This is a genomic window from Methylobacterium sp. Leaf361 (assembly GCF_001424445.1).
GTDB lineage: Bacteria > Pseudomonadota > Alphaproteobacteria > Rhizobiales > Beijerinckiaceae > Methylobacterium.
The window spans coordinates 1-16,512 of the sequence record NZ_LMPY01000014.1 but is presented as its reverse complement, the minus strand read 5'-3'; the positions used below and the strand labels follow the sequence as shown (position 1 = coordinate 16,512).

The 16,512-nt window shown below is 66.8% G+C and carries 13 protein-coding genes and 1 pseudogene; 3 read left to right on the top strand and 11 right to left on the bottom strand.

The genetic code is table 11. From position 1 onward, the window contains the following. Nucleotides 1-22: 22 nt before the first annotated feature. From ASG32_RS12610 to ASG32_RS12585, 8 genes are all read right to left on the bottom strand, one after another. Nucleotides 23-334 carry a hypothetical protein gene (locus tag ASG32_RS12610; RefSeq protein WP_056526391.1) on the bottom strand — a complete coding sequence of 104 codons (312 nt, stop codon included), beginning with the start codon at nt 332-334 and terminating at the stop codon, nt 23-25. Next, nucleotides 331-1,008, bottom strand: coding sequence for a DUF3102 domain-containing protein (locus ASG32_RS12605; protein ID WP_056526388.1), 678 nt, complete (start codon nt 1,006-1,008; stop codon nt 331-333). The genes ASG32_RS12610 and ASG32_RS12605 overlap by 4 nt, the downstream gene beginning before the upstream one ends. A gap of 16 nt (nt 1,009-1,024) precedes the next feature. Next, nucleotides 1,025-1,186: a hypothetical protein gene (locus ASG32_RS33825; protein ID WP_157861947.1), complete on the bottom strand. Its 162-nt coding sequence runs from the start codon at nt 1,184-1,186 to the stop codon at nt 1,025-1,027. A 247-nt stretch (nt 1,187-1,433) separates the two neighbouring features. Further along, a complete protein-coding gene (locus tag ASG32_RS12600) occupies nt 1,434-4,133 on the bottom strand; it encodes a DUF927 domain-containing protein (protein WP_056526385.1) in 2,700 nt (899 codons plus the stop codon). Next, the gene (locus ASG32_RS12595) at nt 4,127-4,360 is read right to left on the bottom strand and encodes a transcriptional coactivator p15/PC4 family protein (protein WP_056526382.1); all 234 of its coding nucleotides are present in this window, start codon (nt 4,358-4,360) and stop codon (nt 4,127-4,129) included. The genes ASG32_RS12600 and ASG32_RS12595 overlap by 7 nt, the downstream gene beginning before the upstream one ends. Before the next feature lie 204 nt (nt 4,361-4,564). Beyond that, a complete protein-coding gene (locus ASG32_RS12590) occupies nt 4,565-4,792 on the bottom strand; it encodes a helix-turn-helix domain-containing protein (RefSeq protein WP_082557845.1) in 228 nt (75 codons plus the stop codon). Between the two features lie 90 nt (nt 4,793-4,882). Continuing rightward, nucleotides 4,883-5,536 (bottom strand): hypothetical protein, encoded by a 654-nt coding sequence (locus ASG32_RS33820; RefSeq protein ID WP_157861946.1) that lies wholly within the window; start codon nt 5,534-5,536, stop codon nt 4,883-4,885. Continuing rightward, nucleotides 5,526-6,683 (bottom strand): site-specific integrase, encoded by a 1,158-nt coding sequence (locus ASG32_RS12585; RefSeq protein ID WP_056526512.1) that lies wholly within the window; start codon nt 6,681-6,683, stop codon nt 5,526-5,528. The genes ASG32_RS33820 and ASG32_RS12585 overlap by 11 nt, the downstream gene beginning before the upstream one ends. A gap of 770 nt (nt 6,684-7,453) precedes the next feature. Here ASG32_RS12585 and ASG32_RS12575 point away from each other — a divergent pair. Further along, nucleotides 7,454-8,617, top strand: a pseudogene (locus tag ASG32_RS12575) (IS3 family transposase). 604 nt (nt 8,618-9,221) lie between these two features. On the opposite strand, the gene ASG32_RS12570 reads toward ASG32_RS12575, so the two are convergent. The 3 genes from ASG32_RS12570 to ASG32_RS12560 are packed head-to-tail and all read right to left on the bottom strand — an operon-like array spanning nt 9,222 to nt 13,968. Continuing rightward, nucleotides 9,222-12,371: a CusA/CzcA family heavy metal efflux RND transporter gene (locus ASG32_RS12570; protein WP_056526377.1), complete on the bottom strand. Its 3,150-nt coding sequence runs from the start codon at nt 12,369-12,371 to the stop codon at nt 9,222-9,224. A 9-nt stretch (nt 12,372-12,380) separates the two neighbouring features. After that, nucleotides 12,381-13,721, bottom strand: a complete 1,341-nt coding sequence (locus tag ASG32_RS12565) for an efflux RND transporter periplasmic adaptor subunit (protein ID WP_056526374.1) — start codon at nt 13,719-13,721, stop codon at nt 12,381-12,383. Nucleotides 13,722-13,770: 49 nt separating this feature from the next. Beyond that, nucleotides 13,771-13,968, bottom strand: a complete 198-nt coding sequence (locus ASG32_RS12560) for a polyhydroxyalkanoate synthesis regulator DNA-binding domain-containing protein (RefSeq protein ID WP_056526371.1) — start codon at nt 13,966-13,968, stop codon at nt 13,771-13,773. A gap of 246 nt (nt 13,969-14,214) precedes the next feature. Here ASG32_RS12560 and ASG32_RS12555 point away from each other — a divergent pair, with 246 nt between their 5' ends. After that, a complete protein-coding gene (locus tag ASG32_RS12555) occupies nt 14,215-14,892 on the top strand; it encodes a response regulator transcription factor (RefSeq protein ID WP_020091096.1) in 678 nt (225 codons plus the stop codon). After that, nucleotides 14,885-16,303 (top strand): HAMP domain-containing sensor histidine kinase, encoded by a 1,419-nt coding sequence (locus ASG32_RS12550; RefSeq protein ID WP_056526369.1) that lies wholly within the window; start codon nt 14,885-14,887, stop codon nt 16,301-16,303. The genes ASG32_RS12555 and ASG32_RS12550 overlap by 8 nt, the downstream gene beginning before the upstream one ends. The last annotated feature ends 209 nt before the right edge of the window (nt 16,304-16,512 follow it).

Below are 16,512 nucleotides of genomic sequence, written 5' to 3'. Positions count from 1 at the left end.
GGGACGGGGGTGATCCTGGGTCCTACCCGTCGCCCGTCTCAGGCTGGCTCGGGAGGTGAAGCTGCAGGCGCCCGCCGACCTTCCGGCCTCGACCTGTGCGCAGGCCACGCTGTGCGCGGCGGCGCGCTGCCATCGGCTCGATCCCAAGCTCACGAGCGGCAGCTTTGATCGGTAGCCATTCCGGCCGGTTCGGTACGGTCAGCACGGGCGTCGTCGTGGCCGTGACGGCAAGCACCCGACGCAGCGTGCCGATCATGCGGTCGACACCGTCGCGGAACGCCTCGGCATCAGCGAGTGCGGCCAACATCTCGGCCCGTTGTTCGGCGGGCGTCATCGCTGCACCTCTACTGCTTGGCGCTTCCGCTCCTCCTGTATGTCCCGGATCGCAATCGCGATGTCGATCGCCGGTACGTTCTTGATCTTCGGAATGAGTTCGAGCAGCACCGCGCGGGGCATTTTCTCGGCTAGTAGTTCGGCCACCTTCTTAGCGGAAGCCTTCCGATCCGCGTCGGTCAGATGGGCGTAGTGCTTCGCCCAGACGCTCCGGATGATGTCGTTCCGCTGCGGCTTGGTGATGTAACCGATGCGGAATAGCTCGCGGGCCGCACCCTCCTGCCAATCAGGATTGTCCTTCGCCTCGTCCCAGACCTGCTTCAACTCGGTGAAGTCGTGCTCGGCCTCGGGCGATAGGGGCTTCCGAGATGCGGTAGCCCGCTTCGGTCCGGTCGCCTCGGCCGCCGCCTCGCGCACACTCAAACCCGCAACGCGTTGCGCTTTTGCCGGGTCGCCTTCGACGTGCTTGGCGATCCTCATGTAGAGCTGCGCGGTCCTGGGGGAGACGGTGGTGTTCAGCCGGAGCCATGCGTCCCAGCCTCCGTGCGGGACGGTGTCCTTGGCCTGGGCCAGGAGCCGGCCACACTCAACGGCGTAGCGTGCGCCCTCCCGCTTGGCAGCCTCGACACCGGCGTGGGCGGCGTTGATCGCACCGGCGATATTGGAAAAGTTCATCACGGATCCTCCGTTGCTAATGGATGCTGCCGGGCTGCGGCCCGAGTGCGGCGATCGTCTCGTCCAGCGCTAGGCGCTCAGCTTCGGCGCGGTCGAAGCCGCCCTCAAATTCCCGGATCGCAGCGCGCTCTTCGAAGTGGGCGAACCAATCTTCCGCGTCGTTGCCCGGAGCCGTCACACGTTCTGCTACACCCGCTGTCACACCCTCTGAGGTGTACCGCTTATCGCCATCTCCATTTTCGAGGGTGTAACAAGGTGTACCAGGTGTGACGCGTTGATTTTGTTGATCTTTTTCGGATCCTGGAGGTGTACCAGCAGGGTGTACCACTGGGTGTAGTGCTGAGCTTGGTACACCTGTTACACCTGGTACACCTGTTCTCCGGGTAGAGAGGAACTTCGTGATTTCACGGAGTCGGAGGCGAAGATCAGGACGCATCGGAGCCTCCATCGAACACGGCCGCCGTGATCACGTAGACCCGTAACTGTCCGGCGGGTGTCCGCTCCGGCCGCTGCAACTTCGCCTTGTCCCGCTTGAGCATGCCGTGATCGGCTAGGATGCGGGCTGTCGCCACTGGATCGAGACCGGAGCAAACCTCGGACTTCCACATCTCGGGTAGGACGAGCCAGACCCGACCGTCACCGTGACCGCGGCGCCAACCGGCACGGTTCGGAACGGGGCGGGAGTCGGTGTCGTCCGTCGACTCGAAGCGGCTCTCACCATGCGCCTCGAAGAACCGGCGTACCTGGGCGATGGCCTCGCGGACCTCGGCCGGCTCAGTGCCGCCCCGCGAGCCGATCCAGTCGGCCAGCGCCCGCGCCGCGGCCGCCTCGGCCTCACCTTCCTCCCACGGGACGATGTTGAAGGTGCGGGCCAACTCACCCGCCGCAGCGATCACTCCCAATCGCGCGGCTGCACGCCGGATTTGTCCGTCCGCGTCGGCGGGCGCGTGCTCCGTGACGAAGTTGTCCACGAGATCGACAACGAGTGCCCGGGCTTCCTCCTGGCCCATGTCCATCAGAGCGCGGACGAATGCGGGCCCGGCCTCACCGTAAGCTGACAGGGCCGCCTTCTGCAGCGCCTCTGCGAGCCGGGCCGGATCCCCGTCGGGACCGGCATTGTCGAATAGGCCGTATCCGTGACCAGCATCGGCCGGCACGTCGAGTAGACGCACCGCCTGGCCAGCGTAGGCCTTACGCTGCTTGTCCTCGGCGATCTTGGCGGCCATCGGCAGCTCGCCAGTTGAGAGGGTCAGCACCCGCCACGTCATCGGCGCCCGAATTGAGCCGTCCCGGGCCGAGCGTCCTTTGCCCACGCCCGAGGCTAACTGGTAGACGGCCGCCGCCGCGTCTCGACCTTCAGCCACCCCGATCTCGTCGAGGCAAAGTAGGGTGTCTGTGACGATCGCGGCTGTGGCCTCCTGCGCGTTGGCCGTAGCTCGCCAGGACCGAACGAAACCAGGATCCGAGGCGCCTCGACCCCAGACGCTAGCGGCCGTCTTCAGGGCGGTGGTCTTCCCGCGGCTCGACTGGCCGTACAGGTTCACCCCGCCACCCTCGCCACCAACAAGATCGACGAGCGGACCGGCGAATGCGGTCGCCACTGCCAGGACGAGGCGGCCGTGGCCGGTGGTCAGCCTACCGACGCTGTCCCGCCAATCCTGCAACGTCCCCTTTCGCGAGTAGGGCGCCGCGGTCGCACCGGTCAGGATCACCGTCTCTGCTTCGGGCTGACCGATCACGGAGTCCGGCAGTACGAACACCCGCTGCTCGCCGATGATGTGCCAGCCGGTCCGGTTCACGGTGGTAACGCGCGCCGTCACCGTCACCCGGTTCAGGTAGTCGCAGAGCGGTCCGCGACCGGCGCGAGAGACGACGAGGCCACGGGCGGCAAGATCGGCGGCCAGCGCGCCCATATCGCCGTGGAGCGCCGCGTCAGCCACAGCATGCTCGTGACGGCGGCCGTCAGGATCCCGCCAGCGGAGCCACCGGGCCCAGCCGAGGCCGTAGGGATCCCGGGCGCGGCCAATCACCTCGAACGGCGCCGAGATCCACATGTCCTCCGTGGTGGCACTCTCACCCCGCCCCTTCGTGACCTCCGCAGTCAGGCCATCGGCATTCATTCGGAAGCGGTCAAACGACACGTAGCTCGGTGTCGGCTCGACCCGATCAACGTGCTGCAGAACTAAGGCCGCCAGGTCTTCCGGCTGCCAGCCATCCACCTCGAGGCCGTCAGCGGCATCCCAGCCTTCAGGTGGCTGGCGATCCTCGCCCGATGGCAGCGTCGCGGCCACCCGCATGGCGTCCACCGTCGTGATGATGCCGGCCCCCACGGCCGCTAGCTCGCGCTCGATGTCAACGGCGTAGCCGAGGCCCGGCGCATCGTTGTCCGGCCAGATCATCACCTGCCGCCCGGCGAGCGGCGTCCAGTCCGCTGACTTGGCTGCCTTCGATCCTCCCGGGCTCGTCACCACCACGCTGTTAGGGAACACGCTCTGCGCAGCGTCGGCTGCTTTCTCGCCCTCAACCACGATGACGGAGGCGTTGGGCCGCGCGGCGAGACGATCGAGGCCGTAGAGCGGCCGCGGCTTCGGCCAGGTCTTGCTGAGCCAAGCGAGGCCGGTGGGAGTCCGCCACAGGGTGGTGGGTAGGAACACCTTGCCGTCGGCGGTCTCAAACCGGGCGATGTAGCCGAGGTCGCGACCTTCTCTGTCCCGGTAGGTGTAGACCGCCACCGGCTCATCGCGTCGCGCCGAGCGGAAGTTGCTAGGACGCTTCCCAGGCGGGATCGGCATGACGATCGTGCCGCCGGCCGGCTCGCCCCCCGGCTCGGGCTTCGCTGCTGCGGCCGCGTCCCCCTGCACCCGCGCCGACATGCGCTTGACGCTGGAGTCGTCGTTGGCGCTCTTCGGCTCCCACGGCGGCAAGCCGATCTTGGAGCGCACGAAGTCCTTGCACATCAGCTTGCCGTCGTTGGCGAAGCTATCGACCGTGATGTCGGACCCATCGTCGGTGAGCCAGACCGTCAAAGAACGATCGGCGGGCGAATGCCCGGGACCGGGTGCACGAACCTTATTACCGCGAACCTCACCACCGAGAGCGCGGGCGATACCATCGAGGCTCAGCATGATGCGCCGCCCTCCTGTGCTTGGATTAGAGCTTGGATGAGATCAGGCAGACGGTCCCGACACAGGCAGATGCCGCGCTTCGTCGGCACCGGCTCGCCGTGCGCACCGATCAGGCGCGCGAAGGTCCGGATGTCGATGAGGTCGAGTCCGTTGAAGGTGGTCAGGCTGACCCGAACCTCCTCCACGTTGTTCTTCGTCACCGTCGCGATGAGTGTGGGGGCGCTCATGCGCGCCTCCAGTTCTCAGGCAGCTCGAAGGCGTGAGCCGCGATCACCGCAGCGACGGCCGGGCTGCATTTCAGGCGCGCGGTGATCCGGCGCGCTTGAAGGTCGAGGTGGTGTGGGTTATCTCTGAGATCGTCAGCCGCCAAGCAGACATTTCCCAGAGCCCTCGGCGTTCCAGCGCCGGGGGTTCTGACGTTGTAGGCCAAGTTATGCCGCCTCCATCTCAAGGGAGGCCATCAGGCTCCGAAGGCTATCGGCCGGGATCAGGGTCTTCACTCCGATCTTGATCGACCGCAGGCGCTTCTTGGCAAGCAGTTCGTATACAGTGGTGCGGCTGAGACTGAGGCTGTGGCAAACCTCGTTCACCGAATAGGCGAGCTTCTCCGGCGGCGCGCGCAGGTCCACCTGCGCCGCCTTAAACTCCTTGGAGTTCATTGGGGCTATTCCTTCTGTGTCAGCACGTGTCCGCGCTGATAGGCAGAACTTGGCGCATTTATGCCGCCCGAAAAAGCGTTCCCGATATTTTCATTTCGGGAATTTTTGGAGGGGCCCGGTCGTCCGGGCCGCCTTCATCTTTTTGCTCAAGCCGCTATTGTTGATTATCGTCTTACTGGTTAGATTATGGGCATACGGATGGGTCTTCTTTAGCCATTCCTCCAATATCTTCGCCCATTCTGAATTGTTCTTGTGTTTTTCGCCTTTTGATATTCTGCGATCAAGCTCTTCTTCTACAAGGGCCATAGAGCTTGGCCTTCCTGGGCCGCCGCTATTTGGTATCGCAACAGACTTTATTAACTCAGATCGCCGTGTGGCGATTTCCGGCCAAATCGATAGAAGATCCTGTAGATTTACTTTTACAACGTAGTATTTTGTTCTATAATACTCGAAAGAGGGTTGTCCCGAAATAATTTTTCGTCGGCCATTCGGAGATAAAGCGCGAGAAGTTCGCCAATAATAAGTTACAGGGCTGTCTTCCGGCCAGCCATGCCATATTTCTATGGTCGGAAGAGGTGTGTTTTCTTGTTCCTGTGTGTCATCAACGATCGCCGTGCGAGCTACCGCCTTGATTTTTCCTGCCCATAACGCGCGCGATAATTTTCGCTCGGCAAGCTCTTCGTCTTCTACGATCTGAAGAACGAAATTGAAGGCGTCTGCTAATGATATCCACTCATCGGCCACAGTACACCGCCCATGCGTTCATCAATTCGCGTCGCTTCTGGAAGAGATCGCCGCGTCGGTAGGCTGCCTCGACCCGGTTCTCAATGATGTGGGCGAGCGCCATCTCCACCATCTCGTTCGGGAAGTGCGTGGTCTCGGCCGCCCAATCGCGGAACGTCGACCGGAAACCGTGCACCGTCAGATCCGGCCGCTCCATTCGCTTCAACAGCTCCAGCATTGCCATGTTGGACAGTGGCCTGCCGCGCTTACCGCCGGGGAAGACGTACCGGTCTCCGAGCACCTTGAAGCCTTCGAGGATCTCCACGGCCCGATCGCACAAAGGCACCCGATGCTCGCGGCCGCCCTTCATTCGCTCGGCCGGCACGGTCCACGCCCGGTCGGGAAGGTCGATCTCGTCCCAGGTCGCGCCGATCACCTCGCCCGTGCGCGCAGCCGTCAGGATCGTGAATTCGAGGGCGAGGGGTGAAGTGCCGCCCTGAAGGCGCAGCTCCGCGACGAACTCGCTGATCTCAGCAAAGGGGAGAGCGGCATGGTGCTCGACGCGCTGAACCTTCGAACGCTTGGGCAGGAGGTTCTGCAGGTGTCCACGCCAGCGGGCAGGGTTCTCGCCCTGCCGGTAGCCACGCGTCGCAGCCCAATCCAGCACCGACTCGATACGCCCACGCACCCGCGTGGCTGTCTCCGTCTTCTCGCCCCAGATCGGCTCGATCACGCGCATTACCAGCCCGGTATCGACTGCCTGGACGGGGAGGGCGCCGAACACGGGCGTGGCGTAGGTGGCGAGGGTGTTGCGCCACTGGTCAGCATGTTTCGCGTTGCGCCAGCCGGCCTTGTGGGCCTCGATATAAGCGTCAGCGCAGGCGTCGAAGGTGATGGTATTGGCCGCATCGAGTCGCGCGGTTGCGCGCGCCTTCTCTCGGGCCTCTATCGGATCGATCCCGTCCAAGCAGAGCTTCCGGCACTCGGTAGCCTTCTCACGCGCCTCGGCCAGCGTCAGGGTGTTCAGCGAACCGAGGCCCATCGACCTCGCCCGGCCGTTCAGCATGAACCGGAAGATCCACGAACGTGCCTGGGCGTTCGTGACCTGCAGGTAGAGTCCGCCGCCGTCGGCATAGAGGCCTGGATCTCGAGTGCGGGAGACCTTCAGTGCGCTGAGCTGCCCTGGCGCTCGTCTCGACACGATACCTACAGCGCTACCTACAAACAGGAGCCGGATTGTAGCGTGTCCGTGCGTGTACGGATAGACGGGCCAGGGAAGGGCGATTAAAGAAAAACAACGGGTTACGGACAGTGGCGGACATGCAAGGACAGTCCTTGGAAAGACCCCCTCTCCGCCACGTACTTGAACTAAATTATTGATTTAACTGAATCTTCTGACGGGGTTGCAGTAGCCGGCCCACGTTGCGCCCCACATTTCGAAACGGCTTGTACCGGATGTAGATGAACGATGTGCCCGCGCGTGCGCGAGGGCGAACTCGTTGCTCGCTATCATCACCAAGCCCGATTTCTTCGAGAGTGATTCTGATAGCGCAGCCGGGGCGAGGACCCATGCGGCAGCGGTCATGCTCGCTGCCGGACACATGACTAAAGAGGTTGGGAGTTCAGATCCGCCCACCGACAGTCAGCGCGAGAGGGCGAGTCGCATCCCCGATGACCGGCTCGATCTTGCCCTAGAAGAACGCCGAGTACTGCTCCGCGCGATCGGCCGGGCCGGCGCAGCCAAGTTGGTCAGAGGCCGACTTCGGCGAATTTTGGCTCGCGACTGCCGATGGTACGCTGATAGGCGAGCGCGAGATGCTCGCCGAGCGCGTCGGCCAGTATCTTCTCACATCGAGTATGGGTGGTGTCTCGTGACCTGACCGGCTGGCTTTGGACCGGGCTGATTGAGAGGATCAGCCAGGACCGAAGGCGTCGGACATGCGGCGAGGTCGGAAGACGAGCGGGGAGCAGGTTGTGCGGAAGCTGCGCCAGATCGAGGTGCAGACGGCACAAGGCAAAAGCTTGGCGCTGGCGTGCGAGGAGGCGGAGATCTCCGAGCAGAGCGACTCACGCTGGCGCAAGGAGTACGGCGGCCTCCAAGTCGACCAGGCCAGGAAAATGAAGCAGTTGGAGCGCGAGAACGCTCGGTTACGGCGGCTCGTGGCGGACCTGTCTTTGGAAAAGCAGGTACTGGCGGACGTCGCCTCGGGAAACTTGTAGCCCTCGAGCGACGCCGGCAGGCGGTCGATGGCATCCGGGAGAAGTACGGCCTCTTCCGAACGTCACGCCTGCCGGATCGTCGGCCTGCACCGAGGCACGCAGCGCTACGTGCCCACACTGCCGGCCGACGCGGATGCGCTGACCCGCGCCATCATGGCCCTGGCGTCCGAGTACGGCGCGACAGATACCGCCGTGTCACCGCGCTGCTGCAGGCAGACGGCTGGCCGGTGGGCAACGATCGGGTTCATCCTTCGAGAACCTCAGGATGAGGGCATCTGGCCTCGCGAGGGGCTGAAGGTCCCCCAGGAGCACCGGCCGCGCAGCCGTCTCTGGCTGAACGACGGCTCATGCGTGCGACTGCGGCCGCTCCGCCGCAATCATGTGTGGAGCTTCGACTTCGTGCAGGCGCAGACACATGACGGGCGCAGCTTGCGCATCCTGACGCTGATCGACGAGCACAGTCGGACATGCCTGGCGCTGAAGGTGGCCCGACGCATCAACAGCGTAGGTGTGATCGAGACGCTGGCCGATGCGATGTGCCTGCACGGCCTCCCGGAGCACATCCGCTGCGATAACGGCCCCGAGCTGATCTCGAAGGCGCTGCGCCAGTGGGTCGCCAGGACGGGGCCACAGATTCAGTACATCGCACCCGGCTCGCCGTGGGAGAACGGGTACTGTGAGAGCTTCAACGGTAGGCTGCGCGACGAGTGCCTACGCCAAGAGATCTTCTACTTGCTGAAGGAGGCGCAGATCGTGATTGGTCGATGGCAATCTACCTACAACCGCGTCCGACTGCATTCGTCGATTTGCTATCGGCCACCTGCGCCTGTCAGCTTCCCAGATCTGGCCTTCCGGCTCCCCGTGGCCGCCGCCATGCAGTAGTCTCTCAATCGGCTCGGTCCAAAATACCGGTCAGGTCAAGGAAACGCCCGAACCGAGGCTATGAAGATGGGGGCATATGCGGACGTTCCGCTGGCGACCGAGGCTGTGTCAAAACCCGAACGCTATCGGCCCTCGTAGAAGAACGTTCTCTCGAAGCAGGGTGACATCGGGCTAAGGGACCTCGTGTTGCCATCAGTCAGTCGCGCCGGGGATCCCTCCCGGCCGCTGCGGAGACGTTTGTTCTACGGTTTCCCAGCACATCCNCATCGGGCTAAGGGACCTCGTGTTGCCATCAGTCAGTCGCGCCGGGGATCCCTCCCGGCCGCTGCGGAGACGTTTGTTCTACGGTTTCCCAGCACATCCGAGTTTTGACACAGCCTCGACCCATGCCGGCCGCCCGGATCGCGGCCAAGCTTTCGCCCAAAGCGGTCATCTGCGACCGGCCGCGCACGGTCGGTAGGCATCGAAGTCGGCGGCGACTGTATCTGAGATTCCCTGTTCGAAGCAGTTCAACGCGGCGAACTCGTGAACTCGAGCAGTTTATGTCGCGAGCAACGTCGGTACTCTCGCCCCCCGGCGAACGCAGCCGTCGCCGTGAGTGCGCTCATCGACCGGTCCACTGCTGCATCCGCTGGCGGGGCTTCGAATGCCGTCGCTTGCTCACCCTGCCGAAGGGCAGGCGCAACGTCGCGATCACCGGATAGACGGCGGGAAGAACGACGAGCGTCAGCAGCGTCGCGGTGATCAGGCCGCCGATCACCACTGTGGCGAGCGGGCGCTGCACTTCCGCACCCGCGCTGGTCGAGAGCGCCATCGGCAGGAAGCCGAGCGCTGCGACAAGGGCCGTCATCATCACCGGGCGCAGGCGCCTCTCGGCCGCCCGGCTGGCCGCCTCCCGCGGGTCCAGGCCGGAAGCTTCGAGGTCGCGGATGGTGCTCGTCAGCACCACGCCGTTCAGGATCGCGATGCCGAAGGTCGCGATGAAGCCGATCGCCGCCGAGATCGAGAACGGCATGTCGCGCACAGAGAGGGCAAGGATGCCCCCCGTCGCGGCCATCGGCACGTTGAGGAAGATCAGCCCGGCGCGGCGGATGTCGCCGAACATCACGACGAGGAGGACGAGGATCCCCGCCAGCGCCGCCGGCACCACCACCGAGAGGCGGGCGGTAGCCTCCTGCAGGTTCTGGTACTGGCCACTCCATTGCAGCGCGTAGCGGGGCGGCAGCTTCACCTGATCGGACACGGCCTTCTGCGCGGCGTCCACGAAGCTCTGCACGTCGCGGCCGCGGACGTTGGCCTGGATCGAGATCCGCCGCTGCAGCCGCTCGCGGCTGATCTGGGCCGGGCCGGAGGTGACCTCCACCGAGGCCACCATCGCGAGCGGCACCGTCATGGCGGGACCGGTCTCCTTGCCCGGCCGCCCCACCGGCAGGGCGCGGATGCGCTCGATGTCGCTGCGGTCGGCCGGGTCGAGCCGGACCACGATGTCGGTGATGGAATTGTCGTCGCCGTAGACCATGCCGGCGGTGCGCCCGCCGATGCTCTCGACCGCGTCGAGCACGTCCGAGACGTTGATCCCGTAGCGGGCGGCCTTGACCCGGTCGACCCGGATCGAGAGCGCCGGCATCCCGGCCTGCGCCTCGGCCTTCACGTCCGCCGCGCCCTGAATGCCTGAGACCACCCGCACGATGGAATCGGCCGTGTCCTTCAGGACCTTCAGGTCGTCGCCGTAGAGGTTGATCGCGACGTCGCCGCGCACGCCCTCCAAGAGGTCGTCCATCCGCATCTGGATCGGCTGCGAGAAGCTGTAGGCGACGCCCGGCACCTCCTCCCGGAGGCGCTTGTCGAAGGCCGCGACGAGCCCTTCCTGGCTGTCGGCGGTCCTCCAGGTCGAGGGGTCGGTCAGGGTGATGAAGCTGTCGGTCGATTCGACGCCCATCGGGTCGGTCGGGATCTCGGCGCTCCCGGTGAGGGAGACGATCCGCTTCACCTCGGGGAAGGATTTCAGCACCCGCTCGATGCGGGTGACGGTGGCGAGCGAGGCGTTCAGCGCGATGCCGGGCAGCTTCTCGGAGGTGATGACGATCGAGCCCTCCGACAGCTTCGGCAGGAACTCGCCCCCGAGCCGCGTGGCCATCGCGCAGGAGCCGACGAACAGGGCGACCGTCGTGAGCACGGTGGCGAACGCGTGCCGCTCGGCCCAGCGCAGCACCGGCGTGTAGACACCCCGCACCGCGTGGACGAGACGCGTCTCGCGCTCATTGACACCGCGCCCGGCGAGAAAGAGCGCCGCGAGCGCCGGCATCAGGATCAGGGTGACGACGAGCGACGAGGCGAGCGCCAGGATCACCGTGAGCGCCATCGGGGCGAACATCTTGCCGGCCACGCCTTCCAGCGCGAGGATCGGGACGTACACGATGATGATGATCGCCACCGCGAAGATCACCGGGCGGGCCACCTCGGCGGCGGCGTCGCGGATCACGTCGTGGGCCGGGCGGTCCGGGTGCTCGCCCCGGGCGCGGAGCACGTTCTCGATCATCACCACCGCGCCGTCGACGATCAGCCCGAAATCGATCGCCCCGAGGCTCATCAGATTGCCCGACAGGCCGAGCAGCCGCATCCCGGCAAACGCCATCAGCATCGAGAGCGGGATCGCGGCGGCGACGATCAGCCCTGCACGCAGGTTGCCGAGCAGCAGGAGCAACACCACGATCACCAGCACCGCCCCCTCGAGGAGGTTGTGCTCCACCGTGCGGATGGTGCGGTCCACCAGCGCGCTGCGGTCGTAGAACGGGACGATCTCGACCCCCGGCGGCAGTTGCTGGCGCAGCGCGGCGATCGTCTTCTTCACCTCCGCGACCACGGCGCTGGCATTCTCGCCGTAGCGCATCATCGCGATGCCGACGACGGTCTCGCCTTCCGCGTCGTGGGTGACGGCGCCGAGCCGGACCTTGGGGGCCTCCTGCACCGTGCCCAGCGTGCCGAGCGTCACCGGCACGCCGCCGGGGCCCGTCGCGACGACGATGTTCGCGATGTCCTCCGGGCCCTTGGCGAGGCCGAGGCCGCGGATCGTCTCCTGCTGGTCGTTGTGCTCGATGTAGGCGCCGCCCCGGGCGGCGTTGTTCTCAGCGAGCGCCGTGTAGACCTGGGCCAGCGTCACGCCGTAGCGGCGCAGCGCGTCCGCCGAGACGCGGACCTCCTCGGTCGGCATCTCGCCGCCGTAGATGTTCACGTCGGCGATTCCGGGGGTGAGCTTCAGCTTCGGCGCGATGGTCCATTGCAGGATGCGCTTGAGCTGCATCGGCGTGTAGGCGGGCCCGCGCAGCTCGAACTGGTAGATCTCGCCGAGCCCGGTCGCCATCGGACCCATCTGCGGATCGCCGACTCTGGCGGGCATCAGGCTCTTGGCCTGGGGCAGGCGCTGGAACACCTCCGCCCGCGCCGCTGTGACCGACACGGATTCGTCGAAGGTGACGTAGACCGCCGAGACGCCGGCCCGGGACGTCGAACGGACGTTGGAGAGCCCCAGCGCACCGGCCATCGCGTTCTCGACCGGAAAGGTGACGAGCCGCTCGACCTCCAGGGGGCCGAGCCCCGGCGACAGGGTGAGGATCATCACCTGCTTCGGCGAGATGTCCGGCACCGCGTCGATCGAGAGACCTTCGAGGTTAGCGGCTCCGCCCGCCGCCGCGGCCAGCGCGATCATCAGCACGAGGAAGCGGCGGCGGACCAGGATGGCGAACCAGCTCTTCATCGCCGGCGCTCAATCCGTCGAGCCGAGAAGGCTGCGCAGCAGGATGGCCTTCAGGCCGAAGCTGCCCGCGGTCGCAACACTCTCACCCGCCGCCACGCCTCGGCGCACCTCCACCCAGTCGGTGCGCTGGATGCCCAGCGTCAGGGCCCGCCGCTCGAACCTGTCCGGGGCCGTGCGCACGAAGGCGATGGGGCCGGTGTCCGTCTGCTGCACGGCCGCCGCCGGGATGGTCACGCCGTCGCGACCGAGATCAGCCCCGACCGTCACCGAGACGAAAAGGTTGGCGCGCAGGAGATCCTGCGGGTTGTCGAGTTCGATCCGCGCCGGCGCCGTGTTCGTCGCCGGATCGAGGGCGGCGTTGACCGAGCGGACATGGCCCTCGAAGGGCGGATGGCCGGGCACCGGGCTCTCCACCGAGACCGCATCCCCGGCCTTCACCCGGGAGATGTCGGCCCCGTAGAGGTTCGCCAGCACGACGACACGGGTGGGATCGGCCACCGTGAAGGCGTCGCGCCCGGTATCGACGACCTCGCCCAGGGTGATGCCGACGCTCGTCACCACGCCGGCAATCGGCGTGACCACGGCGCTGGTGCCGGGCGCGGCGCCCTCGGCCGGGGCGAGGCGCTGGTACTGCGCCCGGTACATCTCCGCGTTCGCCTGCGCAGATTTCACCGCCGCCTGTGCCTTGGCGAGATCGACCTGCCGCCGCTCGACCTCGGCTTGCGCCACGCCCCCGAATTTCAGCTGCTCCAGCCCACGCTTCACCTGGAGCGCCGCCACCGCCTCGGAGGCCCGCGCCTCGCCGAGGGCGGCTTCAGCCGCCTGAAGCCCGTTGCGGGCGTCGAGGAGGCCGGCGGCATCGAGGGTCGCGAGCGTCTGCCCCGCCGTCACCCGGTCCCCGGGCTGGACGGCGAGGCTCAGTACACGTCCCTGCGCGCGCGGCTTGAGATGCGTCACCCGCCGCTCGTCGAAGGCGACGGTGCCCGGCGCCCGCACCGGGAGCACGATCCGGCGGGTCTCCGCCGTGCCGAAGGCCAAGCCGATCCGCGTCTGCCCCGCCCCGTCGAGGGTGACGAGATCGGGGTTCGCCGGGGCGTCGTCGGAACGGTCCGCCTTCGCCTCGGGGACCGCGGGCGGGGCGAGGCCAAGGCCGGCGAGGAGTGGGCCGCGATAGGTCCAGCCCGCGAAGGCCACGGCGGCCAGCACCGCCAGGATGAGCAGCGCTCGCGGCGCGCGGCTCCGGCTCACAATCGGAGCCGGCGCGGAGGCATCCCCGCGCCCGAAGCCATCGGTCTCGGATGCCTCGGAGACCTCCGCGGGGCGCGCGGACGCTTCGGTGTTCAGCGACATGGACAGGCAGCTTGCCGACCGGTCGGGCCGGACGCTCCGCGGATGAGGTTCATGCGTCGAAGCCGGTGGGGAGCACCTCGTCGCTGACGAAGCGCCCGGTCTCGACCTCGCGGATCACAACCTCGAAGCCCTCGCCACGCCATTCCCGCAGTTGCTCGACGGAGACATAGGTGCGGGTCTCGACGTCGTAGAGCCGGCTCTGGGCGTAACGGTTGATGAGGCGGCGGGGCCGCCGCTTCCGGGGCATGTGTGGACTCCCTCAGCGGTGGGGGATCGCGGCGGATGCGGGGAAGCGGCGTAGCAGGAACAACATCGGAGGAGCCCGCTGAGGATCGCGCCCAGCCGAACAGGGCCCGAGGTGCGCGCTAGAGTCATTCTAATAAATTGGACGAAGCCGATGGGGCGCCACTAAATTCTGGTTCACAGTCGCTTCCTCGCGCAGACCGCAGGGCCGACATGCGACACACTGGCAACGCGGGAGGACCGGGTTCACGTGGCGAGGCTGCTGCTGATCGAGGACGACGGGGACACGGCCGGGGACGTGCGCGACGACCTGCGCGGGCGCGGCCACGAGGTCGCCTGGGCCGCGACCGGGCCGGACGGCGCTCGCTCGGCGCGGCAGGGCGGCTGGGACGCGATCATCCTCGACCGGATGCTGCCCGGCCAGGACGGGCTCGGCGTGCTGCAGGACCTGCGCCGGGACGGGGACCGGACACCGGCCCTCGTCCTCAGCGCGCTCGGCGACGTCGACGAGCGCATCCGCGGCCTCCGGGCCGGTGGCGACGACTACCTCGCCAAGCCCTTCGCGCTCGGCGAACTCGCCGCACGGATCGAGGCGCTGCTCCGCCGCCCGGTCGACACCCGCGAGACGCTGCTGCGGGTCGGAAGCCTGGAGATCGATCTCATCGCCGGGACGGGCCGGCGCGGCGCGCGCGACCTCGACCTCCTGCCTCGGGAACTCAAGCTCCTCGCCTATCTGATGCGCGCGCCCGGTCGGATCGTCACACGGGCGATGCTGTTCGAGGAGGTCTGGAACTACCGCTTTACTCCGAAATCGAACCTCATCGACGTCCATCTCGGCCGCCTGCGCCGCAAGCTTGAGGCGGCCGGGGAGGCGCCCCTGATCCAGAACGTCCGCGGCGTCGGTTTCACCCTCACGCCCGATGACTGACCTCCTGCGCTCGACCACCCTGCGGTGGGCGGTGGGGATCGCCCTGTGGTCGGTGCTTCTCGCCCTGACGATGTTCGCCTTCATCTACTGGCAGACGGCCTCCTACCTGCGGGAGGAACTCGCCGAGACCCTGCGGCTGGAAGTCCGCGCGGCCGCGGCCGACCCCGCCGCCACGGCGTTGCGGGTCGACACCTGGACCGCCATGGACCCGCATGCCCGGCACTATGGCGGCGACTTCGCTCCGGACGGCGTCCGGCGCGCGGGTAACCTCGATGCGATGCCGAAGGGGCTGCCGCGGGACGGGGATGCCTACCGGGTGAACGCCACGGTGGAGGTCGGGGGCCGCAGCCTCGCCGACGAGATCTGGGCCGCGGCCCTGGCGCTGCCCGGCGGCGGCACGGTGGTGATCGCCCACGACACCGACGACATCGACCGGGTGCGGGTCACGACGCTGCGGGCGCTCGGCCTCGGGCTACTGCCGATGCTGGCGCTCTCCGGGATCGGCGGCCTCGTCCTCGCCCGCCGGGGCCGCAGGCGGTTCGCCGCCACCGAGGTGGCGCTCGCCGAGGTGATGCGCGGCAACCTCGGCAAGCGCCTGCCGGTCGGAGGTCGGGGCGATGAGTTCGACCGCCTTGCCGCCAACGTGAACCGCATGCTCGACGAGATCGAGCAACTGATGGGCGAAGTCCGCAGCGTCGGCGATGCCGTCGCCCACGACCTGCGGACGCCGTTGACCCGCCTGCGGGCCCGGCTGGAACGCAGCCGGGCGCAGGCGCGAACGGTGGCGGAATTGCACGAGGCGATCGATCAGGGCCTCGCCTGGATCGACCAGACACTCGCGATGGTGACGGCCGTGCTTCGGATCGGCGCGATGGAGGAGGGCCGCCGGACCGCCTTCGCGCCGGTCGACCTCGGGGAGGTCGCCGCTGCGGCGGTCGACTTCTTCGAGCCCGAGGCTGAAGAGAGGGGCGTCCGGCTCGTCCTGTCGGCGGTGGGGCCTTTCACCGTCCACGGCGACCGGGACCTCTGCTTCGAGGCCCTGTCGAACCTCATCGACAACGCCGTGAAGTTCACGCCCCCCAGAGGGACCGTCTGGGTCGGGGTCGCCTGGACCGGCCAAGCGATCGAGGTGGCCGTGGAGGATACCGGCCCAGGCCTGCCGGCGAGCGAGCACGAGAAGGTCTTCCGCCGCTTCTACCGCGCCGAGATGTCCCGCCAGACCCCCGGCAACGGCCTTGGCCTCAGCCTGGTCGCCGCCATCGCCAAGATTCACGCCGCAAGCGTGAGTGTTCGCACGTCGGAAAAGGGTGGTTGCCGTTTCGCGATGACGTTCCCGAATTTGACCATCGAAGACCGCACGTCTTCTACTTATTGGACAGCTTCGAGAAAAGGTCCGCTTGTCAATTCTTGAATGAATTTCTGGCCCTACCCGCTAAATGATCTGCCAATGGGCTCGCGTATCAAGAAGCGTCGCGGCACGTCTGCTTCCATGTCTATGCCAGTCGAAAGCGGGCCGTTTCAGATCCTGAAGAGTTTCGGTCGCCGCGAGGCGTACGAAAGTCTTGGATGAACGAACCCGCGGGATGGCGGGCGGGCCTATGGGGATTTGGGCTGGGCGTC